The following is a 26,048-nucleotide window of genomic DNA, read 5'->3' on the forward strand; positions in this document are numbered from 1 at the left end:
TTCTTATGTCTCCAGGTCCTGCAGGTAAGGGTTGGTCGCCTTTTCCCGGCCGATCGTGGTCTGGCCGCCATGACCCGGCAGGACGACGATCTCGTCGCGCATCGGCAGGATCTTGGTGGCCAACGTATGCAGCATGGCCGGATGGTCGCCGCCGGGCAGATCCGTCCGGCCGATCGACCCCGCGAACAACACGTCCCCGGAGAACAGCACCGCCGGTACGTCCTCGGGACCCAGGTACGGGGTGGTGAAGGTGACCGAACCACGCGTGTGGCCCGGGGTGTGGTCGACGGTGAACTGAAGGCCCGCCAGCTCGAGCTGCTGGCCGTCCTTGAGCTCCTGGACGTCGTCGGGCTCGGCGAAGGTGTGATTGCCGCCGAGCAGCATCCGGGCGGTCTCCTGGCTGATGCCGGCCATCGGGTCGGCGAGCAGGTGCCGGTCGTCGGCGTGGATCCAGGCGGTGCTGTCGTAGGTGCCGCAGACCGGTAGTACCGAGAACATGTGGTCGATGTGGCCGTGGGTGAGCAGCACGGCGACCGGCTTCAGCTTGTTTTCCCGGACGACCTGCTCGACTCCGCTGGTGGCGTCCTGTCCGGGGTCGATGACGATGCACTCCGCGCCCTGGCCGGTGGCGACGACGTAGCAGTTCGTGCCCCACGAACCCGCGGGGAACCCGGCGATGAGCACGACAGACCTTCCTGGAACCGACAAGGGACCTGCCAAGGCTACCGGTGACGCTGTGCCGAGTACGAACCGCATTGTTGTCTGCTTGTTTTGTGCCCGATTGTGATGGCAACCCCGTTGCGTAGCGGCCGGGAGTTTGTGATTGTTCAGTGATACGCGTGGGGACAGCTCCCGACGCGCCCGACTGCACCCTGTCGACGGCGATGAACCGGCGACTGGACAGAATGGGAACGAGCGCAGTACATACCGCCGGAAGGGGCGAGTTGTGGCCGAGGAAAGCTGGGGCCGGGTAGCCGACGACGGAACGGTCTTCGTACGGACCAAGGACGGGGAGAGAGCGGTCGGCCAGTGGCCGGATGCGAACCCTGAGGAGGCGCTCGCCTTCTACACCCGCCGGTACGACGCCCTGGCGTTCGAGGTGGACCTGCTGGAGAAGCGGGTCCAGGCGGGCACCGTCTCGCCCGACGACGCCCGCGCCGCGGTGAAGAAGGTGACCGGCGCGATCGACGAGGCCCAGGCCGTCGGCGATCTGGACGGTCTGCGGGCCCGGCTGGACGCGCTCACCCCGCTGGTCGCCCAGCAGCGCGAGAAGAAGAAGGCCGAGCGCGCCGCGAAGGTCGAGGAGGCCCGGGACGCGAAGACGAAGATCGCCACCGAGGCCGAGACGATCGCGGCCGGCACCGACTGGCGGCACGGCGTCACCCGGCTGCGCGAGCTGCTGGACGAGTGGAAGGCACTCCCCCGGCTCGACAAGTCCAGCGACGACGAGCTGTGGCACCGCTTCTCGTCCGCCCGGACGACCTACACCCGGCACCGCAAGCAGCACTTCGCCGAGTTGTCCTCCAAGCGTGACGAGGCCGCCGTGGTGAAGGAGCGGCTGGCGGCGGAGGCAGAGTCGTTGTCCTCCTCCACCGACTGGGGCCCGACCTCAGGCCGCTTCCGCGACCTGATGCGCCAGTGGAAGGCCGCTGGCCCGGCGCCCCGCGAGGTGGACGACAAGCTGTGGGCGCGCTTCCGCAGCGCCCAGGACGCCTTCTTCGGCGCCCGCGACGCCGAACAGGCCCAGGAGAACGAGGAGCAGGTAGCCAACCTCGCCGCCAAGGAATCGTTGCTGGTCGAGATCGAGGCCATCCTCCCCGTCAACGACGCCAAGGCCGCCCGAGACCAACTCCGCGACCTCCTCGACCGCTGGGACGCCATCGGCAAGGTCCCCCGCGACTCGATGCGCACCATCGACGGCCGGCTCCGCGCCGTAGAACAAGCCGTCAAGTCCGCCGAGGACGAGGTCTGGAACCGCAGCAACCCCGAGGCCCGCGCCCGCGCCGAGGCCACCGTCAAACAACTCCAGTCCCTCATCACGGACCTGGAGAAGCAGGCCGCCAAGCACGAGGCCCAAGGCAACACCCGCAAGGCCACCGAGGCCCGCGAAGCAATCGCCGCCCGCCGAGAATGGCTAACCCAAGCCCAAAACGCCCTCACCGACTTCAGCTAGCCCTGTGGACAACTGAAAGCACAGGATGTCTGCCCTCAGACATCCTGTGCCGATGTCCTTTCCACCCTTCTTCTGCGGCCTACCCTTCACCGGCCGCCAAGCCGGCAAAAAGCTGAACTGGCTGCTCGGCGGCGGCGAGATCCGCCAATTGCTCAAAGGCGTGTACGTCGCCACCGAGACGCCCGACAGCCCAGAACTGCGAGCGGCCGCGGCCGCACTCGTCATCCCCTCCGACGGCGTCGCACGCGCCGAAACCGCGGCCTGGATCCACGGCATCCCCACCGCTGCCCTCAGCGCAGACGAGCAGGTTCCGATCCGCTGGACGAGAACCCCGGCCGAAACCGTGAACCTGGCCGGACACAAGGTGACCAGTCCGGCGGCGACAGGCGTCGAACTCGCCCTCCACCTACCCCGGCCGTTCGCCCTGGCATCGATCGACGCCCTCCTCCGCTCCGGCCGAGCAGACCGAGCCACCCTCGAAGGTCTCCTCGACCAGTACGACACCCACCAAGCCCAGCTACGCGCCCGCAACATCCTCAAACACGCCGACCCCCGCGCCGAGTCCCCCGCCGAATCCTGGCTCCGCCTCCGCCTACTCGACGCGGGCTTCCCCAAGCCCGACCTGCAGGTCCGCGTCAGCGGCCCAACCCGCGACTACCGCCTCGACCTCAGCTACCCCGACCCGATCGACGGCGTCCGCCTAGGCCTCGAATACGACTCCGACCGCTGGCACTCCAGCGATCGGGACCAGGTCCGCGACGAGGAACGCCGGACCGGGTTGAAGGCACTTGGCTGGCACATCATCCCTGTCCGGCGTACTGATCTGTGGGGTTCCTATCCAGCGCTGGAGCTTGCGGTGGGGGCGTTTCTTTGTCGGTGGCCTCGGCTACCGCGGCGTTGGTGAGCCTAGGCGGGCCATGGCGCCGGACCAGAGGGCGCCTGGGTTCAGGCGGTTGGGGTGGAGGTCGAGCATGGCGTGGAAGAAGTCGAGGGCTGAGCTCGGCTGAGCGAGCAGGCGCTTGGCATCGAGCAGGTACTGGCGTGTCTGGGCAATCGTCTCGGGGCTGTCGGCGTTGGCCCGGTTCTTGTGTCCGCTGACGACGCTGGCCGGTTGTAGCGCCTCCACGGTCTCCAGTGCCGCGAGCCAGGCATCGATCCCCCCGTCGGCGGACTCACTGAGGTACTGATGGACGCCGTTGTAGACAACGTCACCGGCGACGACCAGACCGATCGACGGGACATGCAGCACCGTCGTGTCGTCAGTGTCGGAGTGGCTCACCTCGACCGAGATCAACTCCTGCCCCTCCAGCTCGAACCGGTTGTCCGGCGGAACCGTGGCCAGGATCGGGGACGCGGGAATCTGGCCGGGAAACAGCTTGTCCCACAACTTCGCCCGGAACTCAGGCGAACCGTGCTGCCGCATCATCGCGATCGTGCCGGCCGACGCATAGGCCACCGCCCCCGGGAAGCGCTCCAGCAGCGGCGCCGTACCGAACCAGTGGTCACCGTGCCCGTGCGTCGCGTAGACGTACCGCAGGTTCTTCCCGCTCGCCTCGACCCAGTCGCCGACCCGCTCGGTCTGCTCGATCGTCATCGGCGGATCCACCAGCACCGCGTCGTGTTCGCCGAAGATCAGCGTCGTCGACAACGGAGAGAACATCCGCCGATCCCCGTTGGGAACCAACTCCGCGACGTTCTGCGGGATCGGATCGGAGATGAAGACGTCGTACGCGAGCGTGCCACCGGGAGCCATCGTGCCATCCTTAGTAGGTAGACCAGTCGATCTACTAATTATTAGATAGACTGGTTGATCTACTGTCAAGCCAGAGAGAGCGTGTACCCGCAGATGAGCCCCGCGACCGGCCCAGGACCCCGTGAACGCCTTCTCGACGCCACCCGCCGGCTGACCTATGACAAGGGCGTCGGCATCGGCATGGACGCGCTCCTGAGCGAGGCGGACGTGGCCCGCCGCTCGCTGTACCAGCACTTCGGCGGCAAGGACGGCCTGGTCGCCGAGACTCTGCGCACCACCCGCACGGCCGACCTGGAGCGATACCGCGCCATACTGGACTCGGCCGGCGACGATCCGCGGGAACGGCTCCTCGCGCTGTTCGACTTCTTCACCCAGGACACCGGCAATCGGGGATTCCGCGGCTGCCGCTACACCGCCGCGGATCTCGCCCTCCCCGACCCCGCACACCCCGCTCATGCCGAGACCAGCCAGTACTACGAGCACATCAACGAGTTGCTGCTGAAGGAACTCCAAGCCCTCGGCCACCCCGAGGCACAGCAGGCAGCCGATCAGATCCAGCTCGTCATCGACGGCGCGCTGATCGAGCGAGCCACCCGGCCGGGCGCGCGTCCCGCGGCCGCCGCTGCGCGACTCCTCCGGCACCTCGTGGACGACTGGCGGCAGGGCCCGAACTGACCCGCCCGCGCCCGGGAGTGGTTGCCAGGCGCGGGCGTTGGGTGGGTCAGTTGCGGTAGCGGAAGGTGATTCGGCCTCGGGTCAGGTCGTAGGGGCTGAGTTCTACCAGGACTCGGTCTTCGGGGAGGATCTTGATGTAGTTCTTGCGGATCTTGCCGGAGATGTGGGCGAGGACCTTGTGGCCGTTGGTGAGTTCCACCCGGAAGGTGGCATTGCGGAGGCATTCGACGATCGTGCCTTCGACCTCGATGCCGTTGACGTTTCTGGGCATGGTCAGGCCTTTCCTGGGTGGATGGAGAGTTCGAGGGTGGTGCCGGTGCGCTGACCGCCGAGGGACTCGAACAGGGCGAGGGCGGGTGTGTTGGATTCGTCGACCTCGGCCGTGACGGCTTCGAAGCCGGCACGGTGGAGACCCTGCAGTACTCGAGTGAGAAGGGCGCGACCGATGCCGTGGCGTCGATCAGCAGCGAGAACGGCGACCAATCCGATTCGAGGACGCCGGGTTCTCGTCGCGACCCGGACCATTCCGACATACCGGCCGTCTCGGATCGCGACCGTGTACTTCGAAGGATCCATCGGTCTCGTACCGCCCTGCCAAGGCAATACCTCGGCGGGCATCGTATGCCAGCCGACGGCAGCCTCGACCTCAGCCCGAATCGCCTTGTCCACAAGGCGAAGCGGCCCTTCGTCGGCAGCGGCGATGACCACGTCCGGAGGAGCTGACCTGGCCGACAGCTCAGTCGGTACCACGAACTCGTACTCGCGACGCGACATCGTGAACCCGGCCCGCTCCCAACCAGCCAGCAGCTCGCGATCGTTCTCGTCGACAACCGTGTGCAAAAGCTCCGACCGATCGGCCACCATCGCGGCGGCGAGCCGGTCGAAGATGTCGTCGCGCCAGGTGTCGATGCTGACGAAGGTACGGCCGTCGAGCCGGCGTGAGGCGTGGGCGCGGCCGGCCACCAGGTCGTTCTCGATCGCGTGCCACTGGTTATCAGCGACTCGCGAGATCGTGACCGCGTGGGAGCCGACGCCCTGCGGTGGGAAAGGCGAAGTGTTCATAGGTGTGTTCCTTCCGGGAGTGCCGAAGATTTCTCGGGGCGCTCCCGGCGACACCTATGTCAGTCGCCCGCCCGTGACCACGAGAGGGGACGCACCCACTGCGCTACAGCGTTCATGGGTTCCCACCTCCAAGCGTGATGTCACGGACCACGGCACGGTATCAACCATGCCGTGGTCCGGCCACTTGTTTTCCCAGGCTCCGGGCTACGGACCGAAGAAGGTCATCGTCCTCCCGACCAAGCCGGACTTGTCGGCGGCGGTTCCGTAGGCCTCCAGCGGGAAGGCGAGGAAGACCACCTTGTATCCCCCGGCGAACGACAGGCCGTCGGGCTGTGAGGTGTCGTCCGTGAAGGCCGCTGACGCCCCGCCGTTCGGGGTGACCTGGTCCTCGAACTCCGCGCCCAGCACCGAGTGGTCCAGCGGTACGGTGCCGATGCCGTCCGTCACCGGGTTGCCGGCGACGCCGTGGACCGCATCGGTGGCCTTGTCGTTCTGGACTTCGGTGCCGTCCCAGGTGATGTGCAGGTAGTCGTGCACGAACGCGGTCGTACCGGCCGCCTGGTCGAGGATGTCCTGGCCGGACATCAGCAGCCGCCCTCCCCCGTCCAGGAATGCCTGCAGACGTGTCTCGTACGGCGTGATCGGCGCCGGGTACGTGTTGCCGGTGAACCATACGACGTTCCGGTGCGCCAGCAGGTAGTTCGCCGGAAGGTTGCTGTCGGCATCCAGATCCCAGGTGTCGAACGAGACACCCGCGCCGGTCAGCGCGGCGGCGTACACAGCCTGTACGTCGGGCGCGTTGCCGTCCTCGTCCACCAGCAGGGTGTCGACGGTGACCGCGATGGTCTTGAGCGTCGCGCTCGCCGAGACTCCTGGACTGCCGACCGACGTCGCCGTGACCGTCGCCGTGTTGGTACCGGTGGCTCCGGCAGGTACGGCCACCTTCACGCAGAACGTCGCGGTCGCACCGGGCGCCACGGTGGGTGTGGACGACTGCGGCGTCGTGCAGGTGGGGTCGAAGAAGCTGACGGGATCAGTGCCGCCGGTACTCGCCAAGGTGTAGGAGTCGGGGGTGAACCCAAGGTTTCTCACCGTCTGGGTGTAGGAGACCGAGGTGCCAGGCCGGCCGCCATCGGTCTGCGTGGCCGGGGTGAGGCTCACGCCGTACGCCGGCGCGATGGGTGTGATCACCGGCGATCCGGTCGTGAACGGCCCTTGCGCCGATTCGGCCCGGATACCGTCGTTGACGATCGCCGTCGTCACGCCGGATCCGATCTTCACACTCAGGTGCACGGTGGTACTGCCACCGGCCGGAACGGTCAGACCGGTCCAGGTCGCGACACCGCGAACGTTGCTCCCGCCGCTGTCGGCGGACACGAAGGTCGTGTTCTTCGGCACCGGGTCGGTGAGCTTGACCCCGGTCGCGGCGGCGTTGCCGACGTTCGCGAGCGTGATCGTGTAGTCGAGCGTGCTCGACGGTCCGACCGGAACGTCGGCGGCCGTCTTCGTGACGACCAGAGCGGGCACGGCCGCCGAAGTGTCCGTACTCCGGAACGCTCCACGCCCGTGCGTTCCCGCGACGAGCACTCGGTGCGACGGGTCGAGGTCGAGCTGCCAGATCGCGATCTCAGGGATCCCGGAGCCGAGCGGAGCCCAGTGCCTGCCGCCGTCATGGGTGACGAACGGGCCCACATCGGTGCCGGCGTACAGCGTGTCCGCGTACGACGGGTCGAGGATGATCGAGTTGACCGGGCTGTCCGGCAGGTTGAAGCTGATGTTCGTCCAGTCCTTGCCACCGTTCGTCGTCTTGAAGAGGTGACCTGGATGGGCCGGCGTGGCGGCGCTGAATCCGGCGAACGCCGCGTAGGCGATCCGGTAGTTGCTGCGGTCGACCGCGAACTGGGTCACCGGCCGCTTCGGCAGTTGCCCCTTGTCCACCCGGGTCCACGACGGCGTGTCGCTGACCTGCGCGTCCGGACTCACGTAGACGTAGCCGTCTTCCGCGCCGGTGTACGCCGCGTCGCCGCCGCCCATCCCCACCGCGGAGATGACACAGCCCCGGCCGCCGTTCGGCGCCTCGCCGGTACAGCCGCTGGTCAGGTCGCCGCTGATGGGCTTCCACCGGACGTCACCGGCCGACGATGCCTTCGCGTTGTCAGTCCGGTAGAGCCGATAGGTGCCCAGCATCAGCTGGTTGGTCTTGCGCTGGTTCTGTACCCACGGGACGTAGAAGTCGGAGCGGTCGGTCAGGTCGATCCCGGTCCTGATGTACTGGTTGCTGAAGAAGGTGAGGCCGCCGTCGGTGTACCGGTACGGCGAGATGCCGAAGTAGGTGCCGAAGACGTAGTTCGCGTCGGTCGGATCGACCAGCACCTGTCCACCATCGCCGCTGGCGACGTCGAACCAGCTGGCCGAGGCGGTCGACTTGCGGTCCGTGCCGTTGTCCTGCGTGCCACCCCAGACCCGGCCGGGGACGGTCGGCGCGTTCGCGACCGAGGTGAACTGGCCCAGCTGAAGTCCGGTCCGATGGGTGACGGCCGCGGTCGCCGGATCGACCGTCCCGTTGAGGTTCTGCCACGTCACCGCGCTGAGCGGATCGGTCGCGTTCGGGCGGCCGCCGCGATCGCCGGAGTACCAGACGCCGCCGTCGGAGCCGATCAGGACGTGCTCCGGATGCGCCGGGTCGTAGGCGAGGGCGTGGAAGTCGGGGTGCTGGTCCCAGCCGAGGTTCTTCCAGGTCTGGCCGCCGTCGTCGGACCGGAAGATGCCGCCCGAGCCGATCGCGTAGTTGAACTGTCCGGCCGCATAGACGATGTCGGGGTTGACCGGATCGGCGACGATGACGTTGTCGTACGAGCACTGCTCGGCGCAGTAGTCCTCGACGGTGTCGTCCCCGGTGCCCGGCTGCGTGATCGACCAGCTCGCGCCCTCGTTGGTGGACTTGAAGACTCGCGCGGGCTGGTCGGTCCAGGTGAAGCCGGCGTACAGGACCGCGCCGTGACCCGCGGGATGGGAGATTCCGAGCGAGAACCGGGTGGCGGTCGAGGCATAGTCGACCGCCGGCAGGCCCGTCATGATCGGTGACCAGTGCCGGCCGGCGTCGGTGCTCTTGTAGATCGCGTCGCCCCAGAACGAGCTGTACAGGACATTCGGGTTCTGCGGGTCGATCTCGAGGTCGGTGGCCCCGTTGGACGCCGACTTCGCCACCTTGAGGATCCGCCAGCTCGTACCGCCGTCGGTGGACTCCCAGACGCCGTACCGCGAGTGGTCCGGCGGGGTGGTCCTGCGGGCGCCACCGCGGCCGCGCAGGATCGCGGCGTACAGGTGACTGGCGTTCCGTGGGTCGACGACCAGCGCCGAGGTCGAGACACCTTCGAAGAAGTCGCCCGACACGTGCGTCCAGTGCTGGCCGCCGTCGGTGGACTTCAGTACGCCGTTGCCGAAGTAGCTGTCACCGGACAACGCGCCCTCGCCGGTACCGGCGTACACGATCGCGTCGTTCGACGGTGCGACGGCCAGCGCTCCGATGGCCAGCGACGGCAGGTCGTCGGTCTTGGTGGACCACGTGCCGCTCGCCTGGTCGTACAGCCAGATGCCGCCTTGGGCACCGCCCAGGATGAACTGACCGGTGCTCGGCCGGATCGCGAGGGCGCCGATGCGGCCGCTCATCGCGGTGAAGATCGGCGTGCTCCGGGTCACCTGGACGATCGGATCGGGACCCAGACCGGTCCACTGGCCAGTGAAGGTCGCCGGGCCCGGGCTCTTCGTGCGCTGCCTTCGCTGTTCCCCGGCGTTGAGGGCCGCGACAGCGCGTAGTGCGCCCGCGCGCTGGTTGTCGAGCTTCTGGTCGCCTGCGGTCCGCCGGCTCATGAAGAAGAAGTCCCGCTCGAGGAACGCCTGTTCGTCCTTCTCACTCACCCGGGGCGGTCTGGTGCCCGGGATCAGCGTCGGGGTGTCGTCGACCGGTGGCGCGCCGGTCGCCCCCACTGGCGCCAGCAACAGACCGGCGACGAGTACCGCCGACCCGAGTGTTCCTACTGCGACCTGCTTCCGCCCCATAGCCATAGTGCACTCCCATTGCCGTTCCCCCGAGAGCGCGCGCAGGCGAATTTGCCTGCCTCCGACAGTTGGCACCCGGTGCGATGGGTTGTCAAGAGCACGGTGCCGGGTTCGGCTCAGCCGGAGAAGCCGGCGTGGACGTGGTCGTGGTGGGTTCGGTCGGAGAAGTAGGCGGGGCCGGAGAGTCGGTAAGGGCCGCCTACGTTGTAGGAGCCGAGGGCCTCGGCTGCCCGCATGTAGTTGGTGATGAGGGTGCGTGGGGTGGAGGGATTCACGACAGCCTGGCCGTTGATCTGCCACGTGTCGAAGGCTCGGCCTCGGGGGTGGTCGCTGGGCCGGGTGGTGCCGAAGACGTTGAGGGGGTGGCCGGAGCGGAGGACGCTGATGCCGATTCGGTAGGTCTTCGCGAGGGTGAGCATCGCGGTGAGGACGGTGTCGTGGATGTTGCCGGAGCGGATGTCGGCGGCTGAGGCGGGCGGGAGGATGATGCGGTCGTTCGCCAGGACCTGGCGGGCGGCTGCGGTGAGGGTGCGTGCCGGTGGGCCGGGTCGGGCTGGGTGTTGGGAGGTCACCCGCCAGGTGCGGCCCGATCTGGTCAGTCGTACGTCGACCGTGGTGCCGGCGGTCGTTAGCTTGCCGTTGGCAACTGAGTACGTGCGGCAGGGGACGAGGACGCTGGCGGTGTCGGCCAGCAGGCCGCCGTACTGGGCGTCGATGATCTCGACGACCGTGTTCGGGCGGGCCAGGAGCTTCTGGACGGCTTGGACGGCGGCGAGTTTGGCTTCGGGGACGAGCTCGCCGCGGCCCGGGGTCCAGGGTTTGACGGATGGAAGGGAGGCAGGGGGCGAGCTGGGCGTCGATGCCGAGGGAGGCGCAGAAATCGAGGACGCAGGAGGTGAAGGACTCGAGGACGTCGTTGAGGACCCAGGAGGCGTCGGCGCAGGTGGTGTAGGCGCCGGAGTGGAGCTGCTGGACGGCTTGTCGGCGCTGCAGCCGGCCAGCGTGCCTGCGCCGAGGATCAGCAGGCCGCGGCGGGTGAGCTGCGGCCTGCTGAGGAAAGACCAGCTACTGGGTGACCCGGTAGACGTCGAAAACACCCTCGACCGAACGGACCGCCTTCAACACGTGCCCCAGGTGGGTCGGATCGCCCATCTCGAAGGTGAACCGGGACTTGGCGATCCGGTCGCGCGTCGTCGTCAGCGCCGCCGACAGGATGTTCACGTGGTAGTCCGAGAGGACCCGCGTGATGTCGGACAGCAGACGGGCCCGGTCCAGAGCCTCGACCTGGATCGCGACCAGGAAGACGGACTGAGCCGTCGGAGCCCACTCGACCTCGACGATGCGCTCGGGTTGGGTCTGCAGGTTCTCCACGTTGGCGCAGTCGGCCCGGTGCACCGAGACGCCGGCACCGCGGGTGACCCAACCGATGATCTCGTCGCCCGGCACCGGAGTACAGCAGCGGGCGAGCTTCGACAGCACGTCCGTGGCGCCCTTGACGATGACGCCGGCATCGCCGCGTGCGGTCCGTTTGCGCCGCTCGCGAGTAGCCGGCAACCGCAGGCCCTCGGCGAGATCCTCGGCCGCACCCTCTTCGCCGCCGTAGGTCTCGATCAGGCGCCGTACTACGGCCTGCGCGCTCACGTGACTCTCCCCGACCGCGGCGTACAGGCCGGTCACGTCGGGGTAGCGCAGCGAGTTGGCGACTGCCGTCAGCGTCTCGTGCGAGAGCAGGCGCTGCAGCGGCAGGCCCTCCTTGCGCAGCTGCTTGGCGATCGCGTCCTTGCCGTGCTCGATCGCCTCGTCGCGGCGCTCCTTGGAGAACCAGTGCTTGATCTTGTTGCGGGCGCGCGGGCTCTTGACGAACATCAGCCAGTCGCGCGACGGTCCGGCGCCCTGAGCCTTCGAGGTGAAGACCTCGACGACGTCGCCGTTCTCCAGCGTGCTCTCCAGCGGCACGAGCCGCCCGTTGACCCGGGCGCCGATACATCGGTGCCCGACCTCGGTATGGATCGCGTAGGCGAAGTCGACCGGTGACGACCCGGTCGGCAGCGACATCACGTCGCCGCGCGGGGTGAAGACGTAGACCTCGGAGTTGTTGATCTCGAACCGCAGCGAGTCGAGGAACTCCGACGGGTCGGAGGTCTCCCGCTGCCAGTCGACGAGCTGCCGCACCCAGGGCATCTCGTTCGGGGCGCCGATCTCGGTGGTCGGCGGCGCGCCCACCTCGGGAGCCGGCGCGTTCGGATCTTCCTTGTACTTCCAGTGCGCGGCGATACCGTACTCAGCCCGCCGGTGCATCGAGAACGACCGGATCTGCAGCTCGACCGGCTTGCCCTGCGGGCCGATCACCGTCGTGTGCAGCGACTGGTACATGTTGAACTTCGGCATCGCGATGTAGTCCTTGAACCGCCCGGGCACCGGATTCCACCGGGCGTGCAGGACGCCGAGCGCCGCATAACAGTCGCGGACCGACTCGACCAGCACGCGGATGCCGACCAGGTCGTAGATGTCGCCGAACTCGCGGCCGCGGACGATCATCTTCTGGTAGATCGAGTAGTAGTGCTTCGGCCGGCCGGTGACGGTCGCCTTCACCTTGGCCGCGCGCAGGTCCTCGTGCACCTGGTCGATCACCGAGGCGAGGTACTCGTCCCGCGACGGAGCTCGCTCGGCCACCAGCCGGACGATCTCGTCGTACACCTTCGGGTGCAGGGTCGAGAAGGACAGGTCCTCGAGCTCCCACTTGATCGTGTTCATACCCAGCCGGTGCGCCAGCGGGGCGTAGATCTCGAGCGTCTCGCGGGCGATCCGCTCCTGCTTCTCCTGCCGCAGGAAGCCCAGCGTGCGCATGTTGTGCAGCCGGTCGGCGAGCTTGATCACCAGCACCCGGATGTCCTTGGCCATCGCGACGACCATCTTGCGGATCGTCTCGGCCTGCGCGGACTCGCCGTACTTGACCTTGTCCAGCTTGGTGACGCCGTCGACCAGCATCGCGATCTCTTCGCTGAAGTCCTTGGTCAGCTCGGCGATCGTGTAGTCGGTGTCCTCGACCGTGTCGTGCAGCAGGGCGGCGCACAGCGTCGGCGCGGTCATGCCCAGCTCGGCCAGGATGGTGGCCACCGCGAGCGGGTGCGTGATGTAGGCGTCGCCGCTCTTGCGGAGCTGGCCGGTGTGGTGCTTCTCGGCGGTGCGGTACGCCCGCTCGATCATCGCCAGGTCGGCCTTGGGGTGGGTCGCCCGGACGACCCGGAACAGCGGCTCGAGCATCGGCGCCCGGTTCGGGTGCCGGGTGCCGCCGAGGCGGGCCAGCCGGGCGCGAACCCGGGCCGGCGCGATCCGGGGCGGCTGCGCCGAGGGGGGCGCCGCGGGGGCTGGAGACGGCGATGCGGCGGCCACCGGGCGGCTCGCGGGAGCGCGCGGAGGATCGAGCGGCACCACGTCAGGTACCGCTGAAGTCATCGCCGGGTCTTCACCCACGTTGTTTCCCTCCGCCGACAGAGCACCAGTCTAGAGGGAAGGAACCAACGGGGCCGACACGGCCTGTGGACAACACGCCGATTTGATGTAACCGCTTGACTTCAGACAGTGACGAGCGTGTCCACACGCTCCCCCGCCAGGCGCTCGCGCCACGGCAGGAACGACAGGTCGATCAGTACCGACGTGGCGACCACTTCGGCACCGCAGCGGCGTACCAGGCGCAGGCAGGCCTCCACCGTGCCACCGGTGGCGAGCACGTCGTCGATCACCAGCACCCGGTCACCGGGCGCGAAAGCGTCCTGGTGGACCTCGATGGTCGCCTCGCCGTACTCCAGCGCGTAGGACTCCTCGAAGGTCGCTGACGGCAGCTTGCCCTTCTTGCGGACCGGGACAAACCCCGTGCCGAGGGCCAGCGCGACCGGGGCGGCCAGGATGAAGCCACGCGCTTCGATCCCGACCACCTTGTCGACGACGACGTTGCCGTCGGCATCACGACCGGCGGCAGCCAGCGCCTCCACCACCTGGGTGAACCCACTGTGGTCCGCCAGCAGCGGGGTGATGTCCTTGAACACCACCCCCGCCTGCGGGTAGTCCCGGATGTCGCGAATGCCGTCCTGCAGTACCTGATCCAGCGAACGCATCAGCAGCCTGTCACTTGCCACGCTTGGAGCGGGGCTTGCGGGCCGGTTGCGGGCGTCCTGCGCCGCTCGTTGGCCGCACCGGGCGGCTCGAGGCAGTCGGTACGCCGGCAGTCGCGCTGGCCGCCTTGGGCCGGTCCTGCACCCGGGTGGTGTCCGCCGCGCTGGCAGCACCCGCCACCGCGCCGGCGGCGACCGGAGTACCGGCTGTCACGCCTGCTTGGGCCCGCTTGGCGAGCACCCGGCGGCTCAGGGCCTGCATGCCCGGCTCACGCTCCTTGAACATGGCCAGCAGGGCCGGAGCGATGAAGATCGACGAGTACGCACCGACGGCGATACCGACGAACAAGGCCAGCGACAGGTCCTTCAGCGGACCGGTGCCCAGGACGACGGTACCGACGACCAGGATCGACCCGACCGGCATCAGCGCGATCAGCGTGGTGTTGATCGAGCGGACGATGGTCTGGTTGACGGCCAGGTTGGTCGCGTCGCTGTAGGTGTAGCGGTTCGACCCGGTGATGCCCCGGGTGTTCTCCCGCACCTTGTCGAACACCACGACGGTGTCGTACAGCGAGTAACCGAGGATCGTCAGTACGCCGATCACGGTGGCCGGCGTGACGTCGAAGCCGATCAGCGCGTAGACGCCGACGGTGATGAACACGTCGTGGATCAGCGCGATGATCGCCGCCATCGATGCCTTGGGCTCGCGGAAGTACGCCCAGATCACGCCGAACACGAGGATCAGGAAGACGATCAGCGCGAGGATCGCCTTGTTCGCGATCTGCGAGCCCCAGGAGGCGCCGATCTGCTGGTTGCTGACCTGGTCGGTCGGAACCCCGACCTCCTTGCCGATCGCCTCGCGGACCTTGACGATGTCGTCCTGGCTCAGCGGCTTGGTCTGCACCCGCACCTGGTTGGCGCCGATCGTGGTGACCACCGGGTCGCCGAGATCCTTGGCGTTGGTCGACTTCACCGCCGACGTGACGTCGTCGACGGTGTTGTGGGTGACCTTGACCTTCGCCTGGTACTCGACGCCGCCCTTGAACTCGATGCCCAGCGCCAGCCCCTTGGCCAGCAGCGAGCCGAGCGAGATGACGACCAGCGCGATCGAGACCGCGAACCAGATCTTGCGCTTGCCGATGAAGTCGTAGGAGACCTCGCCGCGGTGCAACCGGGCACCGATGCTTCCGAGCTTCGACATCAGACCTCGCCTCCGACGGGCTTGGGCGTGGACTTCTTCGCGGCCGGGCGGGCCGATGGTTTCATCTGACCGGGCAGCCGTTCGACGCCGAGATGCTCGGGGTCGAGACCGGACAGCTTGTGGCCGTGGCCGAAGAAGTCGGTCCGGGCCAGCAGCGTCACGATCGGCTTGGTGAAGACGAACACGACGAACAGGTCGATCAGGGTGGTCAGGCCGAGCGTGAACGCGAAGCCCTTCACGCTGCCGACCGCGAGGACGTACAGCACCACGGCCGCGAGCAGCGAGATCGAGTCGGCCGCGATGATGGTGTGCTTGGCGCGGGCCCAGCCGGTCTCCACCGACGAGCGCAGGCTGCGGCCCTCACGGACCTCGTCGCGCAGTCGTTCGAAGTAGATGACGAACGAGTCCGCGGTGATACCGATCGCCACGATCAGACCGGCGATTCCGGACAGCGTCAGGGCGAAGCCCATCGACTTGCCCAGCAGCACCACGGCCGCGTAGGTCAGCGCCGCGGCGACCGTCAGCGACATCACGACGACGATGCCCAGGCCGCGGTAGTACAGGAACGAGAAGAGCACGACCAGCGCGAGGCCGATCAGGCCGGCGGTGATACCGGCGGAGAGCTGGTCGCCACCGAGCTGGGCCGAGATCGTCTCGACCGACGAGGTGTCGAACTGCACCGGCAGCGCGCCGTACTTGAGCACGTTGCCCAGGTCGCGGGCCTCGGTCTCGGTGAACGAACCGGTGATCTGCGCCTGGCCACCGGGGATCGGCTGGCTCACGGTCGGGGTGGAGATCGTCACGCCGTCGAGCACGATCGCGAACAGGTTCGACGGCGGGGGGAGCTTGGAGATCGCGGTAGTGGCCTTGAGGAACTTGTCGCCGCCCTCACCGGTGAACTTCAGGTTGACCTGCCAGTTGACGCCGTTCTGCGGGATCGCCGCGGAGGCGTCGGACAGGTCGGTGCCCTTCAGGATCGCCGGACCGAGCAGGTACTTGGTCGAGAAGTCCTGGCTGCAGGAGAACAGCGGCTTCTTCTCCTCGTCCTTCGGCTTCGGCTTGTCCTTGTCGCAGGTGAACGTCGCGAAAGCGGCGGTGGTAGCCGCGTCCGGCTTCCACGCCAGCGGATCGCCGGTGACCTCGGCGCCCGGGATCGTCGACGGCGTCGGGGTGGCCGGTGTGCTCGGCTTCGCGCTCGGGGTCGACGGCTTGGGCGTCGGCGTCGGGGTGGCGGCGTGGCCCAGCACGCTGCTCCAGGCGCGGCCGTTCGGCGTGGCGGTGCTCGACGGCTTGATCGTGCTGGCCGGCTTCGGCGTCGCGCTCGGCTTCGGCGTGGCCGACGGCTTGCCGGTCGGCGTGGCCGACGGCGGCGCGGGCGGCAGCGGCTGGCCGGCCTGCTGGTCGTAGACGATCCGGAAGTTCAGCAGCGCGGTCTGGCCGATCTGCTTGACCAGCGCGTCCTGGTTGGCGCCCGGCACGGAGACGGTGATGTGGTTCTTGCCGGAGGTGGCGACCTCGGCCTCACCGACACCGGCGCCGTTCACCCGCTGGGAGATGATGTTCTTCGCCTCGGACAGCTGTTCGGCCGTCGGGTCGCCGCCACCGCCGACATTGCTGGCCGTCAGCGTGACGGTGGTGCCACCGCGCAGATCCAGGCCGAGCTTGGGTCCCCAGGTCTTGGCGATCGCCATGATCCCGAACAACAGGACCAGGATGACTGCCAGGACGATCAGGTTCCTGCCGGGGCGGGATGTCGTCGTCGTTGCCACGTCAAATTCTTCCTTGCGCTACTGGGCGCGCCCGGGCATCACCGTGATGCCCGTGCGCCGCACGCCGATAGGACGGGGTGGATCAGTTCTCGGTGTGCGTAGGGGGCAGCTTGGGCTTGTCCTGGACCTTGTCGGCGCCGGCGTCCGGCACCTCCACGGACTCCTTGGCGTCAGCCGGCTCCGTCGCGGTCTCGCCGTCGGCCTCATCCGCCGGCTCGTCCGCCGCCACATCCTCGGTCTCCTCCGGGATGACCCGGCCGATCGCTGCCTTCACGAACTGGACCAGCACGCCGTCGGAGATCTCCAGCGTCACGTACTCGTCGTCGACCTCTTCGACGATGCCGACCTGGCCGCTGGTGGTGATCACCTTGGTACCCGGTTGCAGCGCGGCGACCGTCTCGGCCTGCCTGGCCTTCTGCTTGCGCTGGGTACGGCTCATGAACCAGATCATCCCGACGATCAGGATCAGCGGGAGCAGGAGCGTGATGCCCCCACCGCCGGAGGAGGCCATCGGTGCGGCGATCAATACCATCGGGACTCAGAATCCTTCGTCGAGAGTACGGGTGCCCCGCACGCTCTGCTCGAGCGCGCCGGGTCATTGCGGGATGGCCCGGGTACGGGCCACCGGGGAGTCTAACGCGTGGGCGGCAACAAGTACCTCATGACTGCGGGTCACGTTTGAGTTACTCGTTACCGGTACAACGTCGCCGGCTGCCGGATGGTGCCCGGCTACTCGTCCTCGGCGTCGAAAAGCGTGTCGGCGAAGCTCGCGCCCTTCGGCACCGCCAGGCCGAGGTGGCGCCAGGCGGCCGGGGTGGCGACGCGGCCGCGCGGAGTACGGGCCAGGTAGCCGGAGCGGACCAGGAAGGGCTCGGCCACCTCTTCCACGGTTTCGCGCTCCTCACCGACGGCGACCGCGAGCGTGGACAGGCCGACCGGTCCCCCGCCGAACCGGCGGCAGAGCGCGTCGAGGACCGAGCGGTCGAGCCGGTCGAGGCCCATCCGGTCCACCTCGTACAGCTCCAGCGCGGCCTTCGACAGCGCGATCGTGATGATGCCGTCGGCTCGTACCTCTGCGTAGTCGCGGACCCGGCGGAGCAGCCGGTTCGCGATTCGGGGTGTACCGCGGGAGCGGGAGGCGATCTCGGCGGCCGCCTCCTTGGTGATGTCGACGTCCAGCAGCGTCGCCGAGCGGTTGATGATCTTCTCCAGCTCGGCCGACTCGTAGAACTCCAGATGGCCGGTGAACCCGAACCGGTCCCGCAGCGGTCCCGGCAGCAGCCCGGCCCGGGTGGTCGCGCCGACCAGCGTGAACGGCGGGATCTCCAGCGGGATCGCGGTGGCGCCGGGGCCCTTGCCGACGATCACGTCGACCCGGAAGTCCTCCATCGCCATGTAGAGCAGCTCTTCGGCCGGGCGGGACATCCGGTGGATCTCGTCGAGGAACAGGACCTCGCCCTCGTTCAGCCCGGACAGGATCGCGGCCAGGTCGCCGGCGTGCTGGATCGCCGGGCCGCTCGTGATCCGCAGTGGGGCGGAGAGCTCAGCGGCGATGATCATCGCCAGCGTGGTCTTGCCCAGGCCGGGTGGGCCGGACAGCAGTACGTGATCGGGCGCGCGGTTGCGGCCGCGGGCGGCGTGCAGGACCAGCTCGAGCTGCTCGCTGACCCGGCGCTGCCCGCCGAACTCGGCCAGCGTGCGCGGCCGCAACGCGGACTCGATCTTGCGTTCCTCGATGTCCATCGCATCCGCGGACACCAGTGGGCGAACGTTGTCGTCCATCCGCTACGCCCCCACGATCTGGCCGGACGGCTGTGCTGACTTCATCGGCTACGCCTTCGAGAGGGCGCGGAGTGCGGCGCGGAGGAGATCGGGAACGGAGGGTTCTGTTTCACCCTGGGCCAGCGGTGAGACGGCGATGACCGCGTCGTCGGCGTCGCGGGCCGACCAGCCGAGGCCGACCAGACCGGCGTGTACTTGCTCGCGCCAGACCTCGGTCGAGGCCAGCGGACGGCCGGCGACCGTGCGTGAGGGGGCGCCGATCTTGTCCTTCAGCTCCAGGACCAGGCGTTGGGCGACCTTCTTGCCGACGCCGGGGATCTTCACCAGCATCGCGAGGTCTTCGGCGGCGACGGCTTGCCGGAGTTGGTCCGGGCTCAGCACCGCGAGGGCCGCCTGGGCCAGCTTCGGGCCGACGCCCGAGGCGGTCTGCAGCAGCTCGAACAGTTCCTTCTCGTCGGAGTCCGAGAAGCCGTACAGGGTCAGGGAGTCCTCGCGCACCACCATCGAGGTGGCGAGCTTGAACTCCTGGCCGGGGCGCAGCGTCGCCAGGGTGCCGGGGTGGCAGTAGAGCTGCAGCCCGACTCCCCCGACCTCGATCACACAACTGTCCAGCCCGATCGCGGCCACCGGGCCACGCACGAACGCGATCATCGCTTCCCTCCGAGAGTCATCGTCGGCCTTCTTGTGCGGCCACTGCGGCGCGCAGTCTTGCTACCTGCAGGCGGGATTGGGCTTGGGCCAGGGCTTCGAGGTTGGCTCGGCTGCCTGCTGCCTCCTCCAGGCGGCTGGTCACTCCACCTCGCCAGACATGGCAGATCGCCAGTGCCAGCGCGTCCGCCGCGTCGGCCGGGGTGGGTCGCTCGGCCAGCTTGAGGATGCGGGTCACCATCGTGGTCACCTGCTCCTTTCCGGCCCGGCCCGACCCGGTGACCGCCGCCTTCACCTCGCTCGGCGTATGCAGCGCCACCGGCAATCCCCGCCGGGCAGCGACCACCATCGCCACCCCCGACGCCTGCGCCGTGCCCATCACCGTCCGCACGTTCTGCTGGGCGAACACCCGCTCGACCGCGACCGCGTCCGGCCGGTGCTCCACGATCCACTCCTCCAGCTCGGCCTCGATCCGGACGAGCCGCTTGGCGACGTCCAGATCGGCCGGTGTCCGGATCACTCCGACGGCGATCATCTTCGGCGGCCGCCCAGGGCTGCCTTCGACGACACCGAGACCACACCGGGTCAGTCCCGGGTCGACACCGAGCACGCGCACTGGATCACCTCCGAACGTTTGTTCGACAACCCTAGACGTCCGGCTGGAGGCGACGAAATCGACTCGCTGAAGGAGATCAGAAGTAGTCGAGCATGTACGACGTGGCGCCCGAGAAGGCGGTGTCGATCGCCCCGTCGTCGGCGGCCGCGCCACCCCACGCCAGCCCGGCCTTGCGCACGGCAGGCAGTGGCGTACCGGCGTATAGGGCGGTCAGGCCGCGGGAGCCGAGGCGTAGGGCGTCGCCACTGGAGGTACTAGGTGTCAGGGAGCCGGAGCCGCCGGAGACGGACAGGTGCCAGCGGCCGGTGTTGGCTCCCAGCTCGGAGTCGTCGAGGTCCAGGTCGACCTCCAGGGAGGCTCCTGGCGCGAAGCCGCGCGCGGAGATGGCGGCCGGCGCGTCCAGCACCCGCAGCATCCAGCGCTCGATCAGCGCGTTCTTGTCCGCTTCTGTGGGGACCAGGAGATGTGCAGGGTCGTCCGGCGACAGGTAAGCGTCCACATCGGTCGAGATGGAGGACCCCGAGCCGACCACCGCCCACAGGGCGCGCGCAGTGGCTTCAGAACCCGCAATCAGCTCCTCCACGCGCAGCTTGCCGCTCTGCCAGCCATAGACGACGAACCCGTCCTCAGCCAGGTAGCAGAAGCTGTTGTCCTCCCCCAGCCACTCGGCCACCTTCGCCTCAGGCCAGACAATCGGTCCGTTGCTCCGCCCACTGCTGTGCAGCTGCCCAGCCAACTCCAGGAAGCGGCCTGCGTCGGCAGGACCGGCTCGGCGGACACTGACCTCCTTGCCGCCCAGCGAACGCAGGTCTGCCGCCGGGAACGTGTACCGGTACCGCCCACCACCGAACTCGTACCCCAGGTGCCGGTAGATCACAGTGGTAGCCGGGTAGAGCCCCGACAACGGGTATCCGTGCTCAACAGCCCGGGCAAGGATCCCCCGCATCACCATGCTGCCGACCCCACGCCCCCGGTACTCCGGTGCGACGACAACCCCGGCGACCCCGGCCATCGGCACCTTGCGCCCGCTCCACCACTGCTCGAACGGCCAGTACCGGGCGGAGGCGACCACCTCGTCGCCATCCATCACACCGACTATCCGGCGGCCGGCGATCCAGGCCTGCGCATCCGCCTTCCACTCCTCGCGACGCCCGGCCTCCAGCAACCCGAAGGAGCGGGAGCGCACGCGCAGTACGTCGTCCAAGTGCTCGGTCTGGACATCTACCAACCGCAAGTCGTCAGCCACGCTCAGACCCTACGACGCGGGCGGCCCGGAGTACCTGGGGTTATTTCTTGTCCGTCACCCAGAGGTTGATCGTGCCCTGCACCACGACCGTCCCGTCGGTGCGGGTCGCCTTGACCTGGACAGGGACGTCGGGGCCGGCCGTCCACGCGTCCGGGTCGGTCTCGGCGGAGCAGGTGAGGTCCGAGGTGGACTTGGCGAGGTACTCGACCTCCATCCCCTTCGGCAGCCAGCGCTTGCCGGAAGGGATGGTCGCCTCGGCCAGGGCGCCCATCGCCGCCTCCAGGCCGTTGCAGACGGCGATCGCGTGCACGGTGCCGATGTGGTTCTGGACGGCCCGGCGCTTCGGTAGTACCAGGGAGGCGTAGTTCGGGCTCACCTGGACGAAGCGCGGGCGGACCGAGCGGAAGTACGGCGCCTTCAGCGTGAAGGCCAGCGAGAACAGCCGCGAACCGCCCGGAACCCCACGGAACTTCTCCCACATGCGCAGCACGTCGTTGGCCATGCCGCACATGTTACCCACGGGTAAGGCGAAATGTCAGCCGACCTCGGCCATGACCTCGTCGGAGACGTCGAAGTTGGCGTAGACGTTCTGCACGTCGTCGCTGTCCTCGAGGGCGTCGATCAGACGGAAGATCTTGCCGGCGCCCTCGGCGTCCAGCTCCACCGTCATCGACGGGACGAAGGACGCGTCGGCCGACTCGTAGTCGATGCCGGCTTCCTGCAGCGCGGTCCGGACCTTGACCAGGTCGCTGGACTCGGAGATCACCTCGAAGGACTCACCCAGGTCGTTGACCTCGTCGGCGCCCGCCTCGAGCACGGCCTCCATCACGTCGTCCTCGGAGTAGGTCTTGCCGTCCTGCTCCTTGTTCACCACGATGACGCCCTTGCGGTTGAACAGGTACGCGACGCTGCCCGGGTCGGCCAGCGAACCGCCGTTGCGGGTCATCGCGGTCCGGACATCGGCCGCCGCGCGGTTGCGGTTGTCGGTCAGGCACTCGATCAGCATCGCGACGCCGTTCGGCCCGTAGCCCTCGTACGTGATCGACTGCCAGTCCGCGCCACCCGCCTCGGCGCCGGAGCCGCGCTTGACGGCGCGGTCGATGTTGTCGTTCGGGACAGAGGACTTCTTCGCCTTCTGGACCGCGTCGTACAGGGTCGGGTTGCCCGCGAGGTCGCCACCGCCCGTCCGGGCGGCCACCTCGATGTTCTTGATCAGCTTCGCGAAGAGCTTGGCGCGCCTCGAGTCGATGACCGCTTTCTTGTGCTTGGTGGTGGCCCATTTGGAGTGGCCTGACATCGCGAACCCAACCCTTCTACCGCCTGCAACTGACCTAGAGGTCGCGCACCAGATCGGCGAAGTAGCCGTGCAGCCGAGCGTCACCCGTCATCTCGGGATGGAACGACGTGGCCAGCAGCCGATCGTGGCGAACCGCGACGATCCTACCTGCGCCCGTGCCCGACCTCACCGTCGACAGTACTTCGACGTCGCGCCCGACGCGTTCCACCCAGGGTGCCCGGATGAACACCGCGTGGTACGGCGTGTCGAAGGCCGCGAAGTCGAGATCGGCCTCGAACGAGTCGACCTGCCGCCCGAACGCGTTCCGGCGGACCGTCACGTCCAGGCCGCCGAGCGTCTCCTGGCCGTCGATCCCGCCGGTGATCTCGTTGGCCAGCATGATCATCCCGGCACACGTCCCGAAGGTCGGCATGCCGTCCGCGATCCGCTTCTGCAGCGGCTCGAACAGCTCGAACGTCCGGGCCAGCTTGTCCATCGTGGTCGACTCGCCACCGGGCAGCACCAGCCCGTCGACCTCGGCAAGCTCGGACGGCCGGCGTACCGGGCGTGCCTCGACGCCTACCTGGGCCAGCATGGCCAGGTGCTCACGCACGTTGCCCTGCAGCGCGAACACGCCGATAACCGTCACAGCTGAACCCTTCGTTGCCAGTCGATGGTCACTTCGATGCGGCCCTCGTCGAAGACCGCCGGTAGGTCCCGCTCGTGCAGCAGAGCCAGTACGTCGTCCAGCAGCGACTCCCCCGGCGCGACGTTGGCCGTGTCGGGGTGCCAGACCTTCAGCTCGAGCATGCCGAAGTCCACCGCGTGCCAGACGTCCGTGTCGGTGAAGAAGACCAGACCCTTCGGATCCGCGGCCGACTCCAGCACGGCACGCGCAGCGTGGTGATCCGACGTGTAGCGGACCACTACGACGCCCAGCGACCCCAGCTCGGCCAGTACTGCGTCCAGCCGGTCCGGGTCGGTCGTCTCCGGCCAGTCGGCCGCATCGGCCGCCACCGCAGCCACTGCCTCGTCGACCAGCTCGGGCACGAGCACTGCCGGGTCTGCCGCCGGCGCATCCTCCTGCACGGCCTCGGTCAAGGCAGCCGTGACAGCAGCGCGATCGGCGTACCCGGAACGGACCAGGACGCGAGCAAGACCGCGCAACTCGCGCGCGGTCCGCTCACCTACTGCTTGCTCTGCCACCGGTGTTGCTTACCAGCCACGCTCGGCGAGGCGGTGGGGCTGGGGGATCTCGTCGACGTTGATGCCGACCATGGCCTCGCCCAGGCCGCGGGAGACCTTGGCGAGGACGTCCGGGTCGTCGTAGAAGGTGGTGGCCTTGACGATCGCCTCGGCGCGCTGGGCCGGGTTGCCGGACTTGAAGATGCCGGAGCCGACGAACACGCCCTCGGCGCCGAGCTGCATCATCATGGCCGCGTCGGCCGGGGTGGCGATGCCACCGGCGGTGAACAGCACGACCGGAAGCTTGCCGGCCAGTGCGACCTCCTTGACCAGCTCGTACGGCGCCTGCAACTCCTTCGCCGCGACGTACAGCTCGTCCTCGGGCAGGTTCTGCAGCTTGCGCAGCTCCTGGCGGATCTGGCGCATGTGGGTGGTCGCGTTGGACACGTCACCGGTGCCGGCCTCGCCCTTGGAGCGGATCATCGCCGCGCCCTCGGTGATCCGGCGCAGCGCCTCGCCCAGGTTGGTCGCGCCGCAGACGAACGGAACGGTGAAGTTCCACTTGTCGATGTGGTTGGCGTAGTCGGCCGGGGTGAGCACCTCGGACTCGTCGATGTAGTCGACCCCGAGGCTCTGCAGGATCTGCGCCTCGACGAAGTGACCGATCCGGGCCTTGGCCATCACCGGGATCGACACGGTGTTGATGATGGATTCGATCATGTCCGGGTCGCTCATCCGGGAGACGCCGCCCTGGGCGCGGATGTCGGCCGGGACCCGCTCGAGCGCCATCACCGCGACGGCTCCGGCGTCCTCGGCGATCTTGGCCTGCTCGGCGGTGACGACGTCCATGATCACGCCGCCCTTGAGCATCTCGGCCATCCCGCGCTTGACCTTGGCGGTACCGGTCTGCGGGGTGTTCTGGGTCTCGGTCACTGCATCCTCCTGGTCGCGGTCTGGCACGAGTCCAGCCTAGGACGAGTGGCCTGCTGACCTTCAGTCCACTCTGAATCAACTGGACTGCTTCAGTGCCTCTCCCAGCCGGGCGACGACGAGCCGCAGAGTGGCCGGCGGGGCGGTGAACGGGATCCGGATGTGCCGTCGGTCGGTGCCGTCCGGCGTGAACAGATCCCCCGCGCCCAGTAGCAACCCCTGCTCGCGTGCAGCCTCCAGCACCTTTCTGGCCCGTACTTCGGTGAGCTCGAGCCACAGCGTCATGCCACCGGTCGGCGTCGGCCAGGCCACGCCGTCGAGTGTCTTGAGCCCGGTCTCCAAGGCCGCCAGGTTGGACCTCAGGCGTGTCTTGCGCCGGGAGATCACCCGGTCGAGCCTGCCGAGGATCGCCTGGGCCAGTAGGTCGTCCAGCGCACTAGGGGACGTCACGCTGAGCTGTGCCGACGTGTTGATCCGCCGCCTGAGCTGCCGGCCGGTACGGACCCAGCCGACCCGCAGTCCGCCCCAGACGGTCTTGCTGAGTGAGCCGACGCTGACAGTGCGCGGGTATCGGCTCAGCGGCTCGGCCTGCTCTCCACTGGCGAGCCAGAGCGGCCGCATGGTCTCGTCGCTGATCAGTGCGGCGTCGTAGCGCCGGGCGATCTCCACTACGGCCGTACGCCGGTCCGCTGGGAGGCTGAGGCCGGTCGGGTTGTGGTTGTCCGCCTGGAGGTAGATCACCTTGGGCTTGTGGCGCCTACAGAGATGGGCGAGCTGGTCGGTGTCCCAGACGCCTGCGGGCCAGCCCACTACGTCCAGTCGGTGTCTTCTCAGTAGGTCGAAGGCTGCTGGGTAGGTGGGCGACTCGGTGATTGCAACGCCGGGTCCTAGGTCCAGGCCGGCTAGGGCCGCGTTGAGGCCGGCTGCGGCGCCTACGGTCAGGGTCAACTGGCCTGGTTCGGTGGGGACGCCTTCGAGGGTGAGACGCTCGGCTAGCGCAGTACGGAGGTCCAGTGAGCCCCCGGAGGGTGGGCCGTCGCCGCCCATGGCCTGCGGGAGGCCCTCGGCGATGATCTGCGCGGCCACCTCAGCCACGTCGTGTGGAGCGGCCGTGGTGGCGAAGCGGAGGTCGAGCAAGGGCTGGTCACCCGCCGACACCGTCGAGGCGGGGGCAATGGGGTCCAGCAGGCGGTCGAGCGGCCTTACGTGCGTACCGGAGCCTCGCTTTGTCTCCAGTACGCCGTCCGCGCGCAGTTGATCGAGTGCGCGCACTACGGTCACCCGGCTCAGGCCGAGGCGCTCGGCGAGCACTCGCTCCGACGGGAGGCGGGACCCGATCGACAGGTCGCCGCGCTCGATCCGGCGCAGCACCAGGGCCTCGACCTGTTCGGTCTTGGTCCCGTCCGCTGGATCCAGATCGCTCCCCCGCCACATAAGTCCAGTGTCACATGATTGGCCTCACTCCACCCTCCACCTCCCACCCGCCCACCCACCCAGCCGCCTCCGACGAGCGCCGGCTGGGTGGGCATTTGAGGGGTTACCCCCTCAAATGGTGGGTTGT

24 protein-coding genes are annotated in these 26,048 nt (G+C 68.4%); 3 read left to right on the forward strand and 21 right to left on the reverse strand.

The features are described 5' to 3' along the window. Positions 1 to 3: 3 nt before the first annotated feature. Entirely contained in the window at positions 4 to 684 is a 681-nt protein-coding gene (locus tag ABD116_RS06850) for an MBL fold metallo-hydrolase (protein ID WP_343966013.1), read from the reverse strand. A gap of 262 nt (positions 685 to 946) precedes the next feature. Between ABD116_RS06850 and ABD116_RS06855 the strand changes: the two genes are divergently transcribed. After that, positions 947 to 2,173 carry a DUF349 domain-containing protein gene (locus ABD116_RS06855; RefSeq protein WP_343966015.1) on the forward strand — a complete coding sequence of 409 codons (1,227 nt, stop codon included), beginning with the start codon at positions 947 to 949 and terminating at the stop codon, positions 2,171 to 2,173. A 52-nt stretch (positions 2,174 to 2,225) separates the two neighbouring features. After that, the gene (locus ABD116_RS06860; RefSeq protein ID WP_343966017.1) at positions 2,226 to 3,077 is read left to right on the forward strand and encodes a hypothetical protein; all 852 of its coding nucleotides are present in this window, start codon (positions 2,226 to 2,228) and stop codon (positions 3,075 to 3,077) included. Here ABD116_RS06860 and ABD116_RS06865 read toward each other — a convergent pair. Then, complete coding sequence (locus ABD116_RS06865; protein WP_343966019.1) at positions 3,060 to 3,926, reverse strand: MBL fold metallo-hydrolase; 867 nt, start codon at positions 3,924 to 3,926, stop codon at positions 3,060 to 3,062. The two genes, ABD116_RS06860 and ABD116_RS06865, sit on opposite strands and share 18 nt — an antisense overlap. A 93-nt stretch (positions 3,927 to 4,019) precedes the next feature. Here ABD116_RS06865 and ABD116_RS06870 point away from each other — a divergent pair, with 93 nt between their 5' ends. Beyond that, on the forward strand, positions 4,020 to 4,601 hold the full coding sequence (locus ABD116_RS06870; protein WP_343966021.1) for a TetR/AcrR family transcriptional regulator: 582 nt from the start codon (positions 4,020 to 4,022) through the stop codon (positions 4,599 to 4,601). Positions 4,602 to 4,647: 46 nt separating this feature from the next. On the opposite strand, the gene infA is transcribed toward ABD116_RS06870, so the two are convergent. The 19 genes from infA to ABD116_RS06965 all read right to left on the reverse strand — a co-directional run bounded on the left by infA (position 4,648) and on the right by ABD116_RS06965 (position 25,921). Further along, entirely contained in the window at positions 4,648 to 4,872 is a 225-nt protein-coding gene (gene infA / locus ABD116_RS06875; RefSeq protein WP_343966023.1) for a translation initiation factor IF-1, read from the reverse strand. Positions 4,873 to 4,874: 2 nt separating this feature from the next. Further along, positions 4,875 to 5,663 carry a GNAT family N-acetyltransferase gene (locus ABD116_RS06880; protein WP_343966024.1) on the reverse strand — a complete coding sequence of 263 codons (789 nt, stop codon included), beginning with the start codon at positions 5,661 to 5,663 and terminating at the stop codon, positions 4,875 to 4,877. Positions 5,664 to 5,867: 204 nt separating this feature from the next. After that, positions 5,868 to 9,722: a hypothetical protein gene (locus ABD116_RS06885; protein ID WP_343966027.1), complete on the reverse strand. Its 3,855-nt coding sequence runs from the start codon at positions 9,720 to 9,722 to the stop codon at positions 5,868 to 5,870. Positions 9,723 to 9,838: 116 nt separating this feature from the next. Then, the gene (locus ABD116_RS06890; protein WP_343966029.1) at positions 9,839 to 10,819 is read right to left on the reverse strand and encodes a hypothetical protein; all 981 of its coding nucleotides are present in this window, start codon (positions 10,817 to 10,819) and stop codon (positions 9,839 to 9,841) included. Further along, the gene (locus tag ABD116_RS06895) at positions 10,788 to 13,178 is read right to left on the reverse strand and encodes a RelA/SpoT family protein (RefSeq protein WP_425552055.1); all 2,391 of its coding nucleotides are present in this window, start codon (positions 13,176 to 13,178) and stop codon (positions 10,788 to 10,790) included. Before ABD116_RS06895 ends, ABD116_RS06890 begins: the two co-directional genes overlap by 32 nt. A 119-nt stretch (positions 13,179 to 13,297) precedes the next feature. Next, positions 13,298 to 13,837 (reverse strand): adenine phosphoribosyltransferase, encoded by a 540-nt coding sequence (locus ABD116_RS06900; protein WP_343966602.1) that lies wholly within the window; start codon positions 13,835 to 13,837, stop codon positions 13,298 to 13,300. 10 nt (positions 13,838 to 13,847) lie between these two features. Continuing rightward, positions 13,848 to 15,035: a protein translocase subunit SecF gene (secF, locus tag ABD116_RS06905; RefSeq protein WP_343966031.1), complete on the reverse strand. Its 1,188-nt coding sequence runs from the start codon at positions 15,033 to 15,035 to the stop codon at positions 13,848 to 13,850. After that, positions 15,035 to 16,804, reverse strand: a complete 1,770-nt coding sequence (gene secD / locus ABD116_RS06910; protein ID WP_343966033.1) for a protein translocase subunit SecD — start codon at positions 16,802 to 16,804, stop codon at positions 15,035 to 15,037. Before secD ends, secF begins: the two co-directional genes overlap by 1 nt. Positions 16,805 to 16,886: 82 nt before the next feature. Then, on the reverse strand, positions 16,887 to 17,336 hold the full coding sequence (yajC, locus tag ABD116_RS06915; protein WP_343966035.1) for a preprotein translocase subunit YajC: 450 nt from the start codon (positions 17,334 to 17,336) through the stop codon (positions 16,887 to 16,889). Positions 17,337 to 17,533: 197 nt separating this feature from the next. Continuing rightward, positions 17,534 to 18,586, reverse strand: a complete 1,053-nt coding sequence (gene ruvB, locus ABD116_RS06920) for a Holliday junction branch migration DNA helicase RuvB (RefSeq protein WP_343966038.1) — start codon at positions 18,584 to 18,586, stop codon at positions 17,534 to 17,536. Positions 18,587 to 18,634: 48 nt separating this feature from the next. Continuing rightward, positions 18,635 to 19,237 carry a Holliday junction branch migration protein RuvA gene (gene ruvA, locus ABD116_RS06925; RefSeq protein ID WP_343966040.1) on the reverse strand — a complete coding sequence of 201 codons (603 nt, stop codon included), beginning with the start codon at positions 19,235 to 19,237 and terminating at the stop codon, positions 18,635 to 18,637. Between the two features lie 16 nt (positions 19,238 to 19,253). Next, positions 19,254 to 19,850: a crossover junction endodeoxyribonuclease RuvC gene (gene ruvC / locus ABD116_RS06930; RefSeq protein WP_343966041.1), complete on the reverse strand. Its 597-nt coding sequence runs from the start codon at positions 19,848 to 19,850 to the stop codon at positions 19,254 to 19,256. Between the two features lie 76 nt (positions 19,851 to 19,926). Continuing rightward, positions 19,927 to 21,096: a GNAT family N-acetyltransferase gene (locus ABD116_RS06935; RefSeq protein ID WP_343966043.1), complete on the reverse strand. Its 1,170-nt coding sequence runs from the start codon at positions 21,094 to 21,096 to the stop codon at positions 19,927 to 19,929. Positions 21,097 to 21,136: 40 nt separating this feature from the next. Further along, positions 21,137 to 21,598, reverse strand: coding sequence for a hotdog fold domain-containing protein (locus ABD116_RS06940; RefSeq protein WP_343966045.1), 462 nt, complete (start codon positions 21,596 to 21,598; stop codon positions 21,137 to 21,139). A gap of 33 nt (positions 21,599 to 21,631) precedes the next feature. Continuing rightward, positions 21,632 to 22,393 (reverse strand): YebC/PmpR family DNA-binding transcriptional regulator, encoded by a 762-nt coding sequence (locus ABD116_RS06945; RefSeq protein ID WP_343966047.1) that lies wholly within the window; start codon positions 22,391 to 22,393, stop codon positions 21,632 to 21,634. 34 nt (positions 22,394 to 22,427) lie between these two features. Further along, on the reverse strand, positions 22,428 to 23,021 hold the full coding sequence (gene pdxT / locus ABD116_RS06950) for a pyridoxal 5'-phosphate synthase glutaminase subunit PdxT (protein ID WP_343966049.1): 594 nt from the start codon (positions 23,019 to 23,021) through the stop codon (positions 22,428 to 22,430). Continuing rightward, entirely contained in the window at positions 23,018 to 23,578 is a 561-nt protein-coding gene (locus ABD116_RS06955; protein ID WP_343966051.1) for a DUF6891 domain-containing protein, read from the reverse strand. The genes pdxT and ABD116_RS06955 overlap by 4 nt, the downstream gene beginning before the upstream one ends. 9 nt (positions 23,579 to 23,587) lie before the next feature. Then, a complete protein-coding gene (gene pdxS, locus ABD116_RS06960) occupies positions 23,588 to 24,490 on the reverse strand; it encodes a pyridoxal 5'-phosphate synthase lyase subunit PdxS (RefSeq protein WP_343966053.1) in 903 nt (300 codons plus the stop codon). A gap of 75 nt (positions 24,491 to 24,565) precedes the next feature. After that, complete coding sequence (locus ABD116_RS06965) at positions 24,566 to 25,921, reverse strand: aminotransferase-like domain-containing protein (protein WP_343966055.1); 1,356 nt, start codon at positions 25,919 to 25,921, stop codon at positions 24,566 to 24,568. Positions 25,922 to 26,048 lie beyond the last annotated feature (127 nt).

The sequence above is a fragment of the Kribbella koreensis genome (genome assembly GCF_039525325.1).
GTDB classification, from domain to species: Bacteria; Actinomycetota; Actinomycetes; order Propionibacteriales; family Kribbellaceae; genus Kribbella; species Kribbella koreensis.